Annotated in this window: 17 protein-coding genes and 1 pseudogene; 8 read left to right on the top strand and 10 right to left on the bottom strand. The window is 33.9% G+C overall.

Features of this window, described 5'->3' with window-relative positions:
- Window positions 1-154, top strand: a pseudogene (locus tag J7E16_RS09830) (IS30 family transposase); the annotation flags it as partial.
- A 26-nt stretch (window positions 155-180) separates the two neighbouring features.
- Here the strand turns inward: J7E16_RS09830 and J7E16_RS09825 are convergent.
- Genes J7E16_RS09825 through mvk form a run of 3 tightly spaced genes read right to left on the bottom strand, consistent with a single transcriptional unit; the run spans window position 181 to window position 3226 of the window.
- Entirely contained in the window at window positions 181-1257 is a 1077-nt protein-coding gene (locus J7E16_RS09825; protein WP_214891294.1) for a phosphomevalonate kinase, read from the bottom strand.
- Between the two features lie 45 nt (window positions 1258-1302).
- Window positions 1303-2289, bottom strand: a complete 987-nt coding sequence (mvaD, locus tag J7E16_RS09820; protein WP_214891292.1) for a diphosphomevalonate decarboxylase — start codon at window positions 2287-2289, stop codon at window positions 1303-1305.
- A complete protein-coding gene (gene mvk / locus J7E16_RS09815) occupies window positions 2282-3226 on the bottom strand; it encodes a mevalonate kinase (RefSeq protein WP_214891290.1) in 945 nt (314 codons plus the stop codon). The genes mvaD and mvk overlap by 8 nt, the downstream gene beginning before the upstream one ends.
- Window positions 3227-3629: 403 nt before the next feature.
- Between mvk and coaA the strand changes: the two genes are divergently transcribed.
- Window positions 3630-4553, top strand: a complete 924-nt coding sequence (coaA, locus tag J7E16_RS09810) for a type I pantothenate kinase (protein ID WP_214891289.1) — start codon at window positions 3630-3632, stop codon at window positions 4551-4553.
- 103 nt (window positions 4554-4656) lie between these two features.
- Window positions 4657-6207: a glutamine-hydrolyzing GMP synthase gene (guaA, locus tag J7E16_RS09805; RefSeq protein ID WP_251006157.1), complete on the top strand. Its 1551-nt coding sequence runs from the start codon at window positions 4657-4659 to the stop codon at window positions 6205-6207.
- 74 nt (window positions 6208-6281) lie between these two features.
- Here the strand turns inward: guaA and J7E16_RS09800 are convergent, their stop codons facing one another.
- From J7E16_RS09800 to J7E16_RS09785, 4 genes are all read right to left on the bottom strand, one after another.
- A complete protein-coding gene (locus J7E16_RS09800) occupies window positions 6282-6569 on the bottom strand; it encodes a hypothetical protein (RefSeq protein ID WP_214891285.1) in 288 nt (95 codons plus the stop codon).
- A complete protein-coding gene (locus tag J7E16_RS09795; RefSeq protein ID WP_214891283.1) occupies window positions 6544-8586 on the bottom strand; it encodes a PHP domain-containing protein in 2043 nt (680 codons plus the stop codon). The genes J7E16_RS09800 and J7E16_RS09795 overlap by 26 nt, the downstream gene beginning before the upstream one ends.
- A gap of 256 nt (window positions 8587-8842) precedes the next feature.
- Complete coding sequence (locus J7E16_RS09790) at window positions 8843-9163, bottom strand: DUF898 family protein (protein ID WP_214891281.1); 321 nt, start codon at window positions 9161-9163, stop codon at window positions 8843-8845.
- Window positions 9164-9671: 508 nt separating this feature from the next.
- Complete coding sequence (locus J7E16_RS09785) at window positions 9672-10172, bottom strand: AAA family ATPase (protein ID WP_214891279.1); 501 nt, start codon at window positions 10170-10172, stop codon at window positions 9672-9674.
- Window positions 10173-10584: 412 nt separating this feature from the next.
- On the opposite strand from J7E16_RS09785, the gene J7E16_RS09780 reads away from it, so the two are divergent.
- The 4 genes from J7E16_RS09780 to J7E16_RS09765 all read left to right on the top strand — a co-directional run bounded on the left by J7E16_RS09780 (window position 10585) and on the right by J7E16_RS09765 (window position 14351).
- Entirely contained in the window at window positions 10585-11625 is a 1041-nt protein-coding gene (locus J7E16_RS09780; RefSeq protein ID WP_214891277.1) for a DUF6933 domain-containing protein, read from the top strand.
- 368 nt (window positions 11626-11993) lie between these two features.
- The gene (locus tag J7E16_RS09775) at window positions 11994-13532 is read left to right on the top strand and encodes an ABC-F family ATP-binding cassette domain-containing protein (RefSeq protein WP_214891275.1); all 1539 of its coding nucleotides are present in this window, start codon (window positions 11994-11996) and stop codon (window positions 13530-13532) included.
- 217 nt (window positions 13533-13749) lie between these two features.
- Window positions 13750-14079 (top strand): hypothetical protein, encoded by a 330-nt coding sequence (locus J7E16_RS09770; protein ID WP_214891273.1) that lies wholly within the window; start codon window positions 13750-13752, stop codon window positions 14077-14079.
- A 29-nt stretch (window positions 14080-14108) separates the two neighbouring features.
- Entirely contained in the window at window positions 14109-14351 is a 243-nt protein-coding gene (locus tag J7E16_RS09765) for a P-loop NTPase family protein (RefSeq protein WP_214891271.1), read from the top strand.
- A 232-nt stretch (window positions 14352-14583) separates the two neighbouring features.
- Here the strand turns inward: J7E16_RS09765 and J7E16_RS09760 are convergent, their stop codons facing one another.
- Both J7E16_RS09760 and J7E16_RS09755 read right to left on the bottom strand, forming a co-directional pair.
- Window positions 14584-14910, bottom strand: a complete 327-nt coding sequence (locus J7E16_RS09760) for a hypothetical protein (protein ID WP_214891269.1) — start codon at window positions 14908-14910, stop codon at window positions 14584-14586.
- Window positions 14911-14991: 81 nt separating this feature from the next.
- Window positions 14992-15534 carry a GNAT family N-acetyltransferase gene (locus tag J7E16_RS09755; RefSeq protein WP_214891267.1) on the bottom strand — a complete coding sequence of 181 codons (543 nt, stop codon included), beginning with the start codon at window positions 15532-15534 and terminating at the stop codon, window positions 14992-14994.
- A gap of 287 nt (window positions 15535-15821) precedes the next feature.
- On the opposite strand from J7E16_RS09755, the gene J7E16_RS09750 reads away from it, so the two are divergent.
- Complete coding sequence (locus J7E16_RS09750; protein ID WP_214891265.1) at window positions 15822-16208, top strand: DUF302 domain-containing protein; 387 nt, start codon at window positions 15822-15824, stop codon at window positions 16206-16208.
- A gap of 350 nt (window positions 16209-16558) precedes the next feature.
- On the opposite strand, the gene J7E16_RS09745 is transcribed toward J7E16_RS09750, so the two are convergent.
- Window positions 16559-18145, bottom strand: a complete 1587-nt coding sequence (locus tag J7E16_RS09745) for a Mur ligase family protein (RefSeq protein WP_214891263.1) — start codon at window positions 18143-18145, stop codon at window positions 16559-16561.
- Window positions 18146-18695 lie beyond the last annotated feature (550 nt).

Raw genomic sequence — 18695 nt, 5'->3', positions numbered from 1 at the left:
AAAAGAAATGGATTTTAATCAAGTCGACCAATCATTTGTTTCATCAGTTGCAGATAAGAGAAATACTATTCCAAGAAAGTCATTGAACTATCAAACACCATTGGAAGTATTTTTGAGTTACATGAATGAAGATGTTCTGTCTAGCTTAATTTGACAAATCAGATCCTTAAAAAAGAATTATTAAAAATCTGTTTTTTTATATACATGTAATGGAAGATTAATGATGCCTTCTTTTTCCCAATCTGTAATAAGCGATAATAAACCTTCTTTTCGATTGAAAATGACAATTCCGCAATCGCCTCCGCCAGCACCAGAGGATTTAGCAGCTCCATTGAAAGCTTCGGCCATTTCGCATAGCTTTGTCAAAGCAGGAGTCTCGATCGTAACAGATGTATCTTGACTCATCTGGAGTAAAAGCTGACGATTTTTTCGGATCTGACGTTGGATCTCGGCTACATTTTCCTCTTGAAAAGCATGGATCAGAGCATTAACGCATTGTTTGCTTTGTTCCAAAAAGGTTTCATAGGCCATAGTATCTTGGCTACGTTTATTGGTAACTTCATCCACTAAATGTGAAGTAGATGCAGGAGAACCTGTCCATCCGATAACCAGACGTAAATCTTTTGGTGGCGTTAATGGCGTAAAAGATAAATGAGGCCACTCTAATTCGAGTAATTCTTTTACAGTGTTGTGTTCTTTTTGTTCCAATACCCATTCAGGGTCGAACGTCGTAAAGGCCAACCAACCACCATAAACACTAGCTGCTACATCGCCACAAGATCCATTGCTTTTAACAGATAAATGAGCCAAAGCAGCTAACTTAAAAATAACATTTTTACTAACAGTGATGTCATAGAAGCGACACAAAGCTGTTACAGTAGCTACTGTGACGGCTGCACTTGAACCTAAGCCATATTTTTTTCCTTGTGAGCTGTCCAATTCACTGTCAACTGTTAAATGATAGAAAGATAGTTCTTTTCCTTGTTCTTTTGCGTATTCTTCGGTTAAACGAATAGCAGCTAGGATATAGTGAAAAGGATTTTCTCGTTTATCAAGTACTAAACGATCATTTTCACGTTGCCATAAAATGGGAAGGTTCCCATACTGAAAAGAGGTAATACTGCCAACATGCTCAGATATTTCAAGTGATACGGTAATAAATTGATCAACGGCTACCAAGATAGCTGGGTAACCTGGTTCAACAACGGCATATTCGCCCGCAATGTATAATTTGCCCGGTGCAGAAGCTTCAATCATACTGTAATTCCTCCTAAGTAATGAACACTGTTTTTTTTCAATCTGTTAGAGTGAAACTTCTTTTAAGTCACTTCCAGGACCAGAGATAATCAGTTGTTCTTCATTAAAATAATTTAGAAAAGCTGTTTTTATTTTTTGGCTATCAGATAAACGACAAAGAACTTTAACATTTGGACCAGCATCCATTGTGAAGTAACAAGGAATCCCTTGCTTACGTAATTGTCTTACGAGTTGCATAGCTACAACACTATCCGGTTCCCAATAAGAAATCGGTGGGTTAGCTCCTAACATAGTTCCATGCATTTTCATGCCATTGCTTTCTGTGATCGCGCCAACTTGTTCAAAGTCTTGATCACGGATAGCTTTTTTGATATTCACAAGGTCAACTGCGGTACTTTCGACCCATCCTGAATAGAAAGGGGATGTTGCGACAGTTCGTTTCATTCCTTCGCGACTAGAAAGTTCTTTTTGTTTTTTGTTTACCACGACTACGACCATACCGATATCCCAATCGGCATCGTCTACTTTTACAGCATAAGAATCTGCTGATGAAGTTCCTTTTTGCCATTCTACAAAGCCGCCATAAACACTGCGGGTAGCTGACCCAGAACCTTGTCTTGCAAAGATAGAAAGTTCTTGAGGAGAAAGGTTTAACCCAGTCGCTAAATTAGCGGCTCCAGCTAAAGCAGCCATCCCAGAAGCAGAAGAAGCTAGACCAGCAGCGGTAGGCACATAATTGGTACTTCTGATGATCGCGGGTGTTTTTAAACCCGCTGTTTCTCTAAACAAATTTAAGAAGCGGCTAACTTTTAATGTAGCAGCTTCATCTTGAATTTTATCGTTTAAGTAAAAGGTATCTTTTTCACAAGATGCATCAAAAGATACGACAGTTTCTGTATAAAAAGCATCTAAAGTGAGCGATAGACTACTGCTCGTGGGTAAGATAAGAGCGTCATCTCGCTTTCCCCAATATTTAATCAAAGCTATATTTGTATAGGCACGTACTTTTCTTGCATTGCTCAACTTAGTCATCTCCTAATGGGTGTGTCCATGTATTTACAGCACCAGCATCCAATAAAGCAGCTGAAATACGTGCAGCTGTATCTTTGTCACTGGCTAAAGCAATCATACAGCCTCCGCGTCCACCGCCAGTTAACTTTGCTCCTAGAGCTCCATTAGTGCGTGCTGTGCTCACTAAACGATTCAACGTGTCATTGCTTACACCTAAAAAGTCAAGCGTTTCATGTGCCGTATCCATAGCCAGTCCTAATTTTACAGGAATATTAGCTTCAATTGCAAGTTTCGCTTGTTTGGCCAAATCACCTAGTTGTTGAATAGCGTCCATCGTTAGTTTTTTATTTTCTTGCTTTAATCGAGCAATACTAGCAACAACATCTCTAGTTTGGCCTTTTAGACCAGTATCCGCCACAATCAAATAAGCTGAAACTGACAAACGAAAGGGAGCAAAAGGTTCACCCTTTATATAGTAAAGAGGGTGTCTGCCACTTGTCATGGCCGCATCTAAGCCGCTTGGGTTTCCATGAGCGATCGTTTCAGATATGTTTGCCAACGACAGGAGCCTATCATCTGTTAGTTCGGTTGAAAAGTAAGAGAACAATGCACGAACCATTGCAATAGCCACGGCAGCACTCGAACCCATACCCCTTTCAACAGGAATCGTACTTTCTATGGTCAGCTTGAAATCTTTTAGTTCCTGCTTTAATTCACTGATTGTTGATTCTACAACGGCAATCAGATTTTTTAAATGTTTGGGTGCTGAAGATAAGTTTCCTTGATAATAAACACAGTCTAGTTGGACCGGACCTTCAGTTTCTGTAATAGTTACTTGGGTGTGTGTTGCAGGAAAAGGAATAGCTATAGCAGGTTCTCCATAAACTACAGAGTGTTCTCCCATTAAAATAATTTTTCCGTTAGCAGTCCCTGTTGCAGGTTGAGTAATATTCAACATGTTGTAACTCCTTTATTCCGTAGTAAATGTATTTGATTTAAATTGCTGTAAGTTAAAGCTGAGCGATTTTTTCGACTAACCATGGAGCAGCATATAACATTATAATATAATTCATGTCTGATGTATTTAACGTCCCAAATGAATGATCCTAAAATAGCTGCATGAGGAATTTTTTCTAAAATAAACTGTGAAATTCCCCCAGCGTATCGATCATTTATAGACGCTTTTAAAAAAAATAATGCTGTACCAAATTATATACTACACTATAGATAAGATATATGGCTAGTTAAGTTTCTTTTAAGACAAGCGTTTTTCTAACAACTGGATAAGAAAAACTATAAAAAGAGAAGGAAATTTGGTACAATAGTTCGGAAGTCTAGGAACTCGGAGGTCTTATAAGTATATGAAAGATTCTGCTACATTTCATATCATTGAACGTGAAGAATGGAAGAAATTAAATAGTGATAGTATAGCTCCATTGTCTTCAAAAGAATTAGAAGAGTTAAAAGGGTTAAACGACCAGATTTCTATTACTGATGTTGAAGAGATCTACATACCAATCGTTCATGTGTTGGATGTATACTTAAAAAATTATGAGCAGTTACAAATTAAAAAAAATAAATTTTTAAAAAATGAAACAACTCCAAAAACTTATATTATTGGCATTGCTGGAAGTGTGGCTGTTGGAAAGAGCACGACTGCGCGGTTATTGCAAACCATGCTTTCAAGAGTATACAAAGAAAAATCGGTTGAAATGATCACGACAGACGGTTTTTTGTATCCTAATGAAACATTGCTGAAAAAAGGGATCATGAACCGCAAAGGATTCCCAGAGAGTTATGATATGAATCGATTGATCTCTTTTTTAGGTGATGTTAAAAGTGGGAAATCATCTGTTGTTTCACCGGTATACTCTCATGAATATTACGATATTATTGAAGGTGAAGAATATAAGTTAGAACAACCAGATATATTGATTGTGGAAGGTATAAATGTGTTGCAACTTCCAGCAAATCAACAAATCTATATCAGTGATTTCTTTGATTTTTCTGTTTTCGTAGATGCTGAAGCAAAATTAATAGAAAAATGGTATTTAGAACGATTTGGCCTATTATTAGAAACAGCGTTTAAGAAACCGGGAAATTATTATTATTCTTATGCACAAGGCGAGCGAGAAGCTGCATTTGAAATGGCTCGCGGTGTTTGGGAAAATGTGAATTTGAAAAATTTGAAAGAATATATTTCTCCTACTAAAAATAGAGCGGAATTGATCATCCATAAGACAGAGAATCATTACATCGATCAGCTTTTATTAAAGAAATATTAGAGTAGAAAAGGGATACATCAACTGTATGGTTGACCAATAGTCAATTAGTCGGTAAAATGAAAAAATAGATTCAAAATAATAATATGGGGTGGACTACGTGGTTATGGTTACAGATTTAGCAAATGTTGAAAAAATGGTAGTACTAGATTTTGGAAGTCAATACAACCAATTAATTACAAGACGTATCCGTGAATTCGGAGTGTACTCTGAATTACTTTCTCATAAAGTAACAGCTGAAGAATTAAAAGAAATGAATGTTAAAGGAATCATCTTTTCTGGTGGTCCGATGAGTGTCTATGATGAAGGCTCTTTTTCTGTCGATCCTGAGATCTTCAATATGGGTATTCCTATTTTAGGGATTTGTTACGGAATGCAACTAATGACAACTGCATTAGGCGGAAGAGTCGAAGGCAGTGAAAATAGGGAATATGGTAAAGCTAGCATTGCGATCAATGATCAAAAAGCGCCTTTATTCAATTCACTAGCTGAAAATGAAACAGTTTGGATGAGCCATGGAGATTTAGTTACTCAAGTTCCAGCAGGTTTTGTTGTTTCAGCAACTAGTCCACATTGTCCAATTGCTTCAATGTATGACCCGAAAAAGAATTTTCATGCTGTTCAATTTCACCCTGAAGTACGTCATTCAGAACATGGAAATGAAATGCTGAAAAACTTCACCTTCGATGTCTGTGGATGTGAAGGTAACTGGAGTATTGCTGATTTTATCGAATCAGAAACAGCAAAAATCCGTGAAACAGTCGGCGATAAAAAAGTATTGCTTGGATTATCGGGCGGAGTAGACTCAAGTGTTGTAGGTGTGCTTTTACAAAAAGCTATCGGCGATCAATTGACGTGTATCTTTGTTGACCATGGTCTATTGCGTAAAGGCGAAAGCGAACAAGTAATGGAAAGCTTAGTTGGAAAATTTGGCTTGAACATTATTCGTGTCGATGCGAAAGAACGCTTTATGGCTAAACTAAAGGGCGTCAGTGATCCAGAGCAAAAACGTAAGATTATTGGAAATGAATTTGTCTATCTCTTTGATGATGAAGCAACGAAGCTTCAAGGTGTTGAATTCTTAGCACAAGGAACGCTTTACACTGATGTGATCGAAAGTGGAACAGATACTGCTCAAATGATCAAATCACACCACAATGTCGGTGGACTTCCTGCTGACATGCAATTCAAATTGATCGAACCGTTAAATACATTATTTAAAGACGAAGTTCGTGAATTAGGAATCCAATTAGGAATGCCTGAAAGCCTTGTATGGCGTCAACCTTTCCCAGGTCCTGGTTTAGGAATTCGCGTTATTGGTGAAATAACAGAAGAAAAACTAGAAATCGTCCGCGACAGCGACTTTATTCTAAGAGAAGAAATTGCGGCTGCCGGTCTTGACCGTGACATCTGGCAATATTTCACCGTTCTTCCTGGTTTCCGCAGCGTCGGAGTAATGGGAGATGGCCGTACGTATGACTACACTATCGGAATTCGTGCCGTTACGTCTATTGATGGTATGACAAGTGACTTTGCCCGCATCCCTTGGGATATCTTGCAAAAGATCTCTGTCCGTATCGTAAATGAAGTGAAACACGTTAACCGTATCGTGTATGACATTACCAGCAAGCCACCATCAACTATTGAGTGGGAATAAAAAAACAATCATCCTTTAAAAAACAATCATCCTTTAAAAAGGATGATTGTTTTTTATTTAACATATATATAAATTTAAGAGTACTTTTGAAAGGCTTCTTGAAAATCTTGATTAACTTCATCGATGATGCTATCTTTCTCATTTTTTAAATCCTGAAATTTATTATGAATATTTCTATATATTATTTTGTGAACACCATGTTGTAATTTTTCTTCTGAAAACTCATCCATTAAAAAAACTTTTTCATGCATTAAAATTTTAACTAACTCTAAAATATCTTCTTTGGAAATCTTATCAATTTCTGTTTTTTTTGAATTTAAATGATAATAACCTTTATTATTTTCGATTTCCAAGTATTTCATAACTATCACTCCTCAATGTATATGTTTTTTCACCTGCTTCTAAACAATCTAATTGTACTGACAAATTACTTATTTTTTCTCCATTAGGTGTTTTTAAAAATTGATCGGATGGGTATCCTGTATAGATTTTAAATGAAGCATTATCATTCTCTATAACTCTTTTTGTGTGAATAATAAAGTCAGGTATGATTGAAGATCCCACTGTATTATTATGAGTAGAAACAAAGACTGGGATACTCTCGGCTATTGTTTTTATTTGATGATTAATTTTTTCATTTAAAAAAATATTATCAAAAGAAGATTCCGGTTCATCAAGCAAAAGCAAATCATATTGGAGAGAATCTTGAATCTTTCTTAAGAAATTAAATTCAGCTCTTTGTCCTCCAGAGACAGGTAGTAAATCATTGTTTAGAACTCTTATTTCAACTTTTGTAAAAAATTTGTAAAAATCTGCTTGTTCTACTTTTGTAATTTCCTTTAATTTTTGTAAGTATTCAAAAGGTTTAGCATAATGAGCGTGAGCAGAACTAAAAGCAGCATTTTTACCAGATTCACTTTTTAATTCTCCAGCCCCTTCAAAAATTCTTCTACGAGTCTCAATAGTAAAATCGGACAAAGACTTCCTACTAATAATTTTTTCTTCATGCATTAATAAGACAAGTTTATCAAATTTTTCTTTGATTAAGAATTCTTTTGCGATATTTGATAAGTCTATATTTTTGATTTTAGGAACAGTTGTTTTTAACTGTAATTCAGCTTGTATATTTGAAACTATAGTATTTGCAGTATCTTTAATTTTATTTTGTAATAAAAGTTCTCTATATTTCTCTATTAATCTAATAATTAAATTAGACATATCTCCATAATTCACATACTCTTCAATTAACGGTTTATATTCTCTATTAGTTATTAATATTTCTGTGGATTGTATCAGTTTTTTAAGATTTCCAAGTTTTGTTTCTTGAAAGGGGGTCTCTTCAAATAACTTAGCTTTAGCAAAGGAATCCTTCATATTAGTATACTTAGAATTATTTATTAGCGAGTTAACGTAATCTTGGATGTTTTTATTTGTTTTTAAGGAGTCAATTTTTAAAACAATATTTAATAAATTAGAAAAAGTAGCTAAATATTCTTTTTTAGCTAAACTTTCATCCATAGAAACTCTATCATTAAAGTTTTTTTTAGATTCTTCTTCATTTTTTTCAATTAATTCGAATTGTTTAATATACTTTGTATTTTCAACATTTTCATGAATTTCATCTAAAAGGTTTGTTTTCCCAGACGAACGTTGTCCTATCAAAATATTTAACCCTGTTGAGGCCACAATATTATTTGAGAGCTCAAATAAATGATTTCCTTCTTCCTTAGAAAGAGAAACTTTATTTTTATCCATAAGTGCTAGTTTTATAGCCGGAATACTTATTTCATCAATATGAAAGTAAGTTTGTCTAATATTAAAACTTTCAACATCTTGAGATACTCTCATGTCACTAAAAAGAACAGGTACTAATCCATTTTTTATATTCAATTCTTCTACAAATCTCCGATGATTTTGAACTTCTCCAGCAGTTATTTTGGAAAAACTATTTAGTTCATCTATTACGTTTTGATTGATTATTGGGGATTTCTTATAATGTGGAATTAAGACTACTTTATTTAAAAATGTTTTTTTGAAAAGGTTTTTAAACTCTTTCATAGTTAAGCTTGAATTTTGAGTCGTTATGTAACTAGAAAGTTTTTGACAAATGTGATTAAGTTCTGACACCATATTATTTTCACAGATCATTAATAAATGCCCGTTTTCTAAGTCTAATTCTACGCCTGGGAAAACAGTAATATCAACTTGTTTACAGATCTGTTCATATTGAGCTAAATCAAAATGGTTGTGATTAGTTATTGCAATACCATCAAGAGATCGTACTTTAATATATTCTTGTAATGTATCAATTGAAAAATCAAAATCTTTTGAGTCACTTAATGTATATTTAGTATGAATATGTAAATCTAATTTTTTCAAGTAAATTACCTCCTATCCAAAATAATTATATCACTTCAAATAGTAAAATAACGTTTATTTTTTATACATAAGAAATTATCTATTAAAAAAATCTTGTCAATTTTATTTTTGTACAAGCTGATGGAAAGTAGATTCGTTAGGATAAATTGATTTTTAATAATGAAATAGATCCTGTAAATTTCTTGGTTTTAATATTTTAATTATAAAAAAAATTCTAAAGAATACTGTTAAATCAATATTTTTAGAATTTTTTTATTTAATTTATAAATGTTGTATTACGTGCTTTCCAATCTTCAAGCTTGATCGTAACCCAGAAACCATAAATACCAAGGGTTATGATGGTGAGTAAAAGCCATTTGATCCAGTGGCTAAATAAACTAAAGGCAGAACCATTAAATTTCATCCGTTTACCTTCAATAACAGTATGATTTATTTTCCAACCATAAACCATGCATAAAGCCCAAGGATAACAAATACCAAATGTGACTGTTGTTATAATCGCACCTAGAATGCTCCATCCTATTAAACTGAAAAGACCTCCATCAAAAAAAGAATTTTTATTTTTATGTATTTCCATTTTTCAATTCCTCCTTAAACTATGTGTTTATAGTGTATCATATAAGATGCAGATGTTGACTAATAATGTCTAAATATCAAAGAAGACTCAAATGCTCTAATCTTAAAAATCTCATAAGCAGAAATATTGCCCTAGCTTCATTTGAAAAATCAGTTATTCCTAAAAATCCATCTAACTTTATAAGGGTTATTAGTTTTAACTTTTAAGGGTGTATTCGAATTATACCTTCATATAAGAATTTGAATTTTTAAGTATACCAGTTATTAAATTCAGTTTGGTTAGTCTATTGTTTTAAGTATTTTTATAGAAGTATTATAAATAAAGGAGCCAATGTATTTTTAAAAGTAATAAAAACTATTTTTATCTATGAAGAGAGTTCAACTTTTCATTACCAATTTATAGCGTAAGATGATTCAAATAAAAGATATAGAAAAATATAATTCAGACTTTTTATAAATATAAAACATATGTAATTATAAATAAATTTAATTACATATGTTTGAAAAAATTAGATAGATAGATCTTTTAGTATCCTATTCAATACATATTCTTGGCTTAGTGTTCCATCGAATATTTTCTCATTTTCAAGATTGAGGTAGTCTTTCTCTAGCCACCAATCCTTCATTCTATCGGGGCCAAAATCTTTTGACTTATCCCTAGTAGAGTGACGTAAGACGGTTTCTTCAAATGAAAGATCGTAGTAATAAGCATGAATATGATAGTCAAAACTATCGGCTAATTCTAAAAAGAGATCTTTATATATTTTTGAATTAAAAATACCTTCAATAATTATATAATCATATTTGTCTTTACCAAATGCAGCAATCATTTTTACTAAATCAATAGTTGGATTACCCACGAAATCTTTTGTATTTAAAATGTCTAATCTGAGGGTATCTTGTGCGATGAGCATAACTTGTCCACGTTCAAAATGATTTCGCAGTAATTGCGCAATCGTTGTTTTTCCACTTCCTGAATTACCTCTTATGATTATCAGTTTAGATTTCATTGGTTTCTCCCATCTGCCGTTATCGTTATCAAGATTATAGCACTACTATAAAATGAAATACATTATGACGAACAAAAAAGGCTGTATAATTTTTGGTGTTGATAGACTTAATCTAATGGCATTACTTACCTAAAATTTATGTAGGAATAGGGTTGCTTGTAGCCTAAAATGAAGCACTGTGGGCAAATAACGCCCAAGTGTATCATTTTTGTAAGCTGCTAAAGCAGCAACAACCATGACAACTTTCTTTTAGGCTTCAGGCGTTCCCTTGGCTCTCCACGAGCAAACCCGTCCATTCCAGAAGAAATTTTTTTTGAAGCATCCACACCATTTGTTATAGAACCACAAAAAATAGTAGGATGATAAAATTATTGTTATAATCAATAGATAAACGAGTAAAAGGGGGAAGAAGATGATCATCGGAGCTACTAAAAAAGCACAACCTTTATTTTCAGCCTTACCAAGTATAGAGGATAAAGAATATGGGAAACAGTTTGCACAAATTAATCCGTTATTTTCATGGCATGCGAATTATATCAATGTTAATCGGAAAAAAGTTATCATTCTTCTCAATGATCTGACCTATACACCCATCATTCTGCAAGATATTAATGCCCAAAAGAAAAAAAAGTTACCTGAGATAATACCAGAAGCCATTCGGATTGCTTTTAAGATCGCAGGAATTTCAACGAAAAAAATTGACGAGTATTTAAAACTTGCTGGAGATATCCAAGTAACTACTACATCTAATCGTTCAGTAATGGGAAGTATCAATTTGATGGCTGATGAGATAAGAGATTTTAGAACAATTATTACCAATGAGACGATAAATAATGAGTTGATGATCTCTTACAGTGATTACCTTCATACGAAATTATTCAAACAAGGGTACAGGAGTAGTGTGGAAGCATTACGTGAGGCTTTCAATAAGCCATTAAAAGTGGAAGCGATGGTTAGAAAAGGACCTTATGCGATTGAAAAGACTTGGGATTATAGTGAACTTTCTCGCTTAAATACGTCAAATTTATCCGAGCAGCAACGGGAAAAGTATATAGAAGCATCAATTAAAAACAATGAAAAATTGTTAGCAGCTTTTAAAGAGTATACGATAGCTGTAAAAGGCCTAAGTGAAAAAACTGTAAAACGCCACATCGAACAGTTGGATTTCTATTTAAATGTTTATTTAGCTGAGTATGAACAAGTGACTCCTATAAATTCTGGTGATTCGGCAGGAGAGTTTCTTGGTGATTTTTTTGTGCGGAAAGATTTGTCGAGTTCAGCTACATCACTTAAAAAAAATGGGTCAGCTTTGAAAAAACTTTATCAATTTCTATGCGAAGCAGGTGAAATTTCTAAAACTGACCTTGCTGACATCAATGAGTTTATTAGAACAGGACTTCAAGAAGGCGAAGAATATTTAAGCTTTACTAGCGATGATAAATGGTGGTTTTGAAATTTAAGCAGTCAAACCGATAGGAAGAGGCATCTATTTTGAACCAATGTTTCGCTGCCAATTTGATACCCTATTTCATTGCGTCCGCTAACAATATTTGCTACACTGTACCTAATAAATCGAAAGGTTGTGCCTAAATGGACACTATCTAAACAAATCGGAATTGAAGAAGAAATTTTTTTCTGCCATCAAGGTGGGTTTCTTTGTAACGGTTTTTTAGATAAATCATTTAAACAACTTTCGAATCGGGTATGGCGCTATTGATAGAAATAGACCATCCTCATTCTATCTGTTTAATTGAAACTAACGGACCGTCTGCAGAAACTTGCCGGCGGTCATTTTTTATGTAGTAGACAGGAGGAATTAGTATGTTACAAGTGAAAAATTTAACCTTGCATCACTTAGGGGATTTGAAAGAGATCATTAAGGATTTGAGTTTTACAATTAATCCTGGAGAAAAAGTAGCCATCATCGGTGAAGAGGGAAATGGTAAGTCAACGTTATTGAAATGGATCTTAGGAGATAAAAGTATTGAATCTTACATTCAAGCGGAAGGGGAATTGATCAACCAGTTCAGCCGCACCGTTTATTTGCCGCAATCTTTACCGCAAAAATATATGGAATGCACGGTTGATCAGTATTTCTTCGGTCAAGAAGATGTTATGGATATTGATTACCAAAAACTTTATCAATTAGTGGGACAATTGGGATTTGATGCGGACCGATTAACAAGCTCACAACAGGTAGGCAGTCTATCCGGTGGTGAAAAAATAAAAGTCCAACTCCTAAAAGCACTTTCGACAGATCCTGATTTGCTATTACTTGATGAGCCTTCCAACGACTTGGATCTTGATACGGTCAAATGGCTAGAGCACTTTATCAAAACGACGCCCCTAACAATCATTTTTATCTCGCATGACGAAGCATTGCTTAAAGCTACAGCGACTAAGGTCATTCAGATAGAGTTGTTACAGCATAAGACGCTCCCAGTCGCCACAGTATCAAATTTACCTTACCAAGCATACATCGAACAAAAAGAAGCACGTTATGTTCACCAATCTCAAGTTGGCAACAAACAGCGTGAAGAGCACCAAAAACAAATGGAAAAATACCGGCAAGTTGAGAGCAGTGTACACCATGCACAAGGGGCTATTTCAAGACAAGATCCATCTGGAGCACGCTTACTCAAAAAGAAAATGCACGCAGTAAAATCAATGGGAAAACGGTTTGAGCGCGAAAAAGAAAATTTCGAAGATATTCCACTAAAAGCAGATGCTATTTTAGTAAAATTTTCAAACACTAAGCCACTTCCTGCAAATAAACCGATTCTCCATTTGGAAGATGAGAGTGTGAAACCGGGGGATGAAATTTTAGCTCACTCACTAAATTTATTGGTCAGAACTCCTCAAAAAATAGGGATCATCGGACAAAATGGAGTAGGCAAAAGTACACTATTAAAACAATTGTGGACAGAATTAAGCCAACGCACAGATATTGCAGCTGGATATATGCCGCAAAATTATGCTGAATATTTGCATATGGATGAAACGCCGGTTGAATTCCTTAGTGAGACAGGAGACAGTGAAGAACGAACGCAAGTGATGACTTATTTAGGAAGTATGCGGTTTACGACCGATGAAATGCATCACCCGATCCAATCACTCTCAGGGGGCCAACAAGCCAAATTACTGTTGTTAAAAATAGATTTAGCAGGACAAAACGTATTGCTATTAGATGAGCCTACACGAAATTTTTCACCGCTATCTCAGCCAGAACTTAGAATATTATTTAAAAATTTTGCAGGTTCAATTATTACTATTTCGCATGATCGGATGTTTTTAAAAGAAGTCTGTGACCAGGTATTTGAATTGAAAAAGGATGGGTTTGTTAGAGTAGAGATGGAGTAGCCTTTTACAAGCAAACTAGCTACTGTGAAATTCTGTGGTTTAAGTGGTTGTAATTGTTTACCGTTGCTAGCTTTATTTAGGCGTTTTTACATTGTTAGGTAGTGATTGTATTCCAAATGTTCACACATGGACCCTTTCTTCTTTTTATTACAACAGCTAAACGTGTATACTATGAGTGAGAGCGTTTTAATGAGTATAAAAAAAGAGGGGGATTTTTATGAAAAAAAATATCTCTATACTTTTAGTGTGTTCAAGTTCATTACTTTTTGGATGTCAAAACGACGGGAATAACTCTTCAGAAGAAAGCAACACGGCTATTGCAGATGATGGCACTGTCGTTACGATCGTTCCAGAAGATCAAAGGATCTATATCGATGAAGATATTTTTATTTATGGAACAGGCATGTACAAAATAACCGAAAATAAAGCCGCTAAAATGAATCAAAAAGATGAAATAAATGTTGACGGAAAAAATTATTATTTATTATATGTTTTCCCAAATGCAGGTGATGATTCTAAAGAAGACTTATATTATGAAGAATACTGATAAACAGCACCGTTAAGGGAGTGAGTTAAATGTCAATAGAAACAGGTATGAGTATTGATGTAAATGTTTATGAGGTAGTAAATTTCTACGCTGATGTGTTCGAGGTAGAAAAAAATGAACAGATAGCCTATGATGAAAATATGATTAACGCTGATGTGGTTCTTTTTAATAATGAAATAAACCGATACGATAAGCTTAGAGAAAACGGTCAGCTAGAAATGGAAAAAAGAATCAAAGATATTTACCAAACTGAAATACATGAAATCCCATAAATCAATAGGTATAAAATCTTGTTAGTTTAAAAAAATTCAGTAGCTAAAAGAGAATAAAAAATCATTTTAATAAAGACCGCAAAAAGGTTAGCGTAAAATCTAATCTTTTTGCGGTCTTTTCTATTTAATAAATTTGAATGAGTTTGTATACTTATAAACAACACTATTACCATAGTAAAATCAGTACATAACCCTTTTCTGCCAAGAGTAAATCTTATTTGAAAGAAGAGAATTAATTTGATAGTACATTTCTATTTGAAGCAATACTTATAATATTCAAAGTAATTGTTGCAACAAGAAGTACCGCTGAGACCCAGTTTAAAGTACCTATCGTATCCATAATTGCAGGTAGATCATTTATTTCAACTAAATAATTATTATAAGAAATTTGAAACCATAAAGCTATTGCACAAGCTCCCATACTGAATAAAATCATGAGAGAATTTCTATTCTCAATTTTTTTACGCCGTATAATATTAAAAATAGGGATGATCCAAGCAATCGATCCAAGAACTAAGCTACCCCAATTAAGCCAACCGTAATCAAATGAATTCAACATAATGATCTCCTTTTCATATTTTTATTATGTAGCTGCTTATAAAAACATTTTTGATCCCTATTATAACCTAAGATTAAAGAATTAGGTATTGCTCAGCTGATCAAATGGGGGACAAATAGTAACATTTATTCTCGCCATTAAATATTCATTTTCATATTTTCCTTTTCTTATTGCTGCAAGTCGTTTAAGTCCTTCTTTTTCAAAACCAAATTTTTCATACAAATGTATAGCGCTCTTGTTGTCTTCAAATACAGTAAGTTCAAGTCTAACAAGCATTAACCAGTTGTCTGCTACGTCTACAAGTGCATCTATTAAAGCAGTACCAACACCTTGATTTTGATAATCTTTATGGATCATTATGCCTATGCTTCCACTATGTCGTGTACGATGACTACCATTTACAGATAACCCAGCGGTTCCTACAATTATTTCTTCATTGTTAGGAAGTTTTGAAATAGCGACAAATTGGTGTTGGTTAGCGTCCATATTAACAACAAAATCTTCATTTTGTTGTATTCTCTCTGAAGGTATCCCTAAAATATTTTCAAATACTCCTGGCATACGTCTTAAATCATTTAAACCTCTGCCATCTCCACTATTAATCGGTCTAATATAAAATTCCACATTTATTCCCCCTCAAAAGATAGTAATAGATTAATTATATATAAAACTACCGATATTTAATAATTTTATTATACACTTGAATGGTCCATATTTCTTTAAATACAATAATGTCATATAAATTAAAGTAGCATAGTTAGGTATAAACTTGTTTATCTTTATTAGGAATCGTTTGACTTTACAAAAAAAATTAAACTGATATTGTTAAGTTACCCATTAAGGAATGGGGTATAACATGCATAATAGAATAGTCAGTTCATATTTTAATACAAATTTCAGGAGGTAAGGAAATGGATATTGTTTATGAGAAGAGAACAGATAAAAGCTTAGAAGAAGCTATTCAATCATTAGAAGAAAATTTAAAAGAAAATAGTTTTGGAATATTATGGCAATTAAATTTTAAGGATAAGCTTGCTGAAAAAGGACTAGAGTTAAAGGATGATTTTGTTGTCCTAGAGGTATGTAATCCAAAACAGGCGAAAGAAGTATTAGAAAAAAATATTCATATAGGATATGTATTGCCGTGTAAAATGGTAGTGAGAACAGAAGGTAATAAGACTTATATGGGAATGACCAGCCCTGAAAAACTTATTAGTTTATTTGACGAATCAGAATTAAATGAAGTTGCTAAAAGTGTTGAAATGGCTTTGAAAAAAGCTATCACAGCATCCATCTAATCATCTTTAGTTGAATGTTGCAACTAAAGGGAGTAGGGAAATCATTAAAAGTTACTTTAAATTTCTGACGGAATAGGATTTGCTTGTAGCCTGAAATGAAGCACTGTGGGCAAATAACGCCCAATTGTATCATGTTTGTAAGCTGCTAAAGCAGCAACAACCATGACAAATTTTTTTTAGGCTTCAGGCGCTTCCATGGCTCTCCACAAGCAAGTCCGTTATTCCAGAAGAAATTTTTTTAGAACACCAATATTATTTTTAAATGATAGGTATATAATAAAACGAAGAGTCTGTTCATCAGTTTCCTGATAAACAGACTCTTCGTTTTATCTTTAGACGTTCGATTATTCTTAAATTTTTTCAGCTACCTTGAAAGGATCCATTCCAATGAGTTTGGTCTCCAATACTTGATCAATACTTACAGAATCTACTTTAGGATGGATTTTTTTTAATAATTCTAGGGTCTTTTTTGCTCCCTGATCCATCGAATGCGCTCCTGAAATCAGTAGAATATCATCTGCATTCAACTGTTTAACACCAAATATCAGAGTATCTTCGAGTTCTTTAAAAAAAGCAACTTCAATGTTATTTTGTTTCATCACTTTTAAGAAAGCTGCTAATTCTTCATCTGTGACTTCATCATTTTTGGCTGCATGTGATGGCGCCGTCGTCAGGATGATCTTGGCAACGTTCATTTTATGGAACCATTCTGTTAAAGACTCTGCAATTTCGGTACTGTGTGCAGGACCGTTACTTCCTCTGATTGCATGTACAAGGTGCAGCTTATTATAATCTAAATGACTGATGGTCTCCATGCATGAATCAATGTTGTTTTGATTCAACAACAAGTCGTCTATTACTTTAAATTCTTTATCATATAGTATCTGGAATCGTCTCTCTACACCTCTAAAGTTTTTGATTCCTTGCTGGACATTCTCAATCGGTATATCATTGACTAATCCTGTAACAAGCGCTGTAAGGGCATTATAGATAGAATGATAGCCTGGAACCGACATTTCTAAATCGAAACTTGTTATATCGATTCTTTTTCCACTTAGGGTGTTAAAAGGTTTTCGAATAGACACTGTAAATGATGGTATGCCCGAAGAAAATTGAATATTTGAGACGGTGATCGTACCAGACTTATTTTCGATTCCGAAAGTAACAACTTGAGCCGCTGTTTCTTTTTCTAAAGGGATAAGCAGCGGTTCATCAAGATTCAAAATAGCAGTACTTTTTTTAGAAGCATTTCTTATCAATGATGCTTTAGCATCAAAGTAAGCATCAAATGATTCATGCAATCTGATATGTTCTGGACTGATATTCATGAAGGCTACAACGTCAAAGTCAGTATTATGAACGCGTTTAAGTTCCAGTGCTGAGGAAGAAACTTCCAAGGAGACATGTGTGATTTCATGATCTCTCATTTTAGCAAAATGCTGTTGCAAATCATAAGATTCGGGGGTAGTTAATCTACTCATTTCAATCTCTTTATCGATTTTAACTAGGATAGTTCCTATTAAACCAGATTTTAATTGATAAGCCTTGAAGATCTCATCTATCATGTATGTAATCGTCGTCTTCCCATTAGTAGCAGTTACGCCGAATATGCTCATTGAATTAGAAGGATGAGCAAAAAAATTACTCGATAAAGTAGCCAAGGCTTCACGACTATCTGAGACTTTAAGTTGAAGAACATCCATGCCTTCAATAAATTGTTCGACGACGATAACCGTTGCACCTTGCATTGCAGCATGTCTTGCATAGTTATGTCCATCTGTTTGGTGACCTTTAATGCAGACAAATAATGTATCTGCAACGACTTCTTTTGTGTGATAGGCAATTTTTTTAATAGCGATGTTATCTAATTCTTTTTTAAGTTGATTGGGGCGGATAGAGTCGATCTCTACCGATGTTAATAAGTCAGTTAGGTTCATAATGATCGTTATTCCTCCAGTGATTGTGTGCATAGTCTGATAAGTCATATTTTTTGGAAAGATTACACCTATTACTATTTATTTTACTATTTTATTTGCTATATGTCATATTATTTGCTCATAGAAAATAAATTTTTGTCCAATCATGCTCCGAAATATACTTAGTACATTAAGTTGAAGTAGGTGTTATCTGCTCTATTGGTCTTTTTAATAGTTGATTTTGCTAATTTTACAGAGTATCCCAATCGATATCCTCCAGTGCAATAAATCCATTTTCTTGTTCATATTGATAAATCACATCAACTGCGCCAGAAGATTGAAGGTACAATGTTTCTTGCAGAGTGTCCCAGTCTTTTTTGCTGACCGTGATCGCTTCAGTTTCTTCATTGCTCTATAAGTAAAAGAGACAGCGGAATTTAACGAGGCTGCTGAAAAAGTAGTTTTATCTAGCGGAGACTAACTTAATAGTAAACAAGAAAGCGGAAAAATGGGAGTGCCCATTTTTCCGCTTTCTTAGTTTAATCCATTTTAGTCCTCTTTGAGGTTTATT

The sequence above is a fragment of the Carnobacterium sp. ISL-102 genome, assembly GCF_018612935.1.
GTDB classification, from domain to species: domain Bacteria; phylum Bacillota; class Bacilli; order Lactobacillales; family Carnobacteriaceae; genus Carnobacterium_B; species Carnobacterium_B alterfunditum.
Note: the sequence above shows the minus strand (reverse complement) of the source record. Positions and strands in the feature narration are given on the sequence as shown.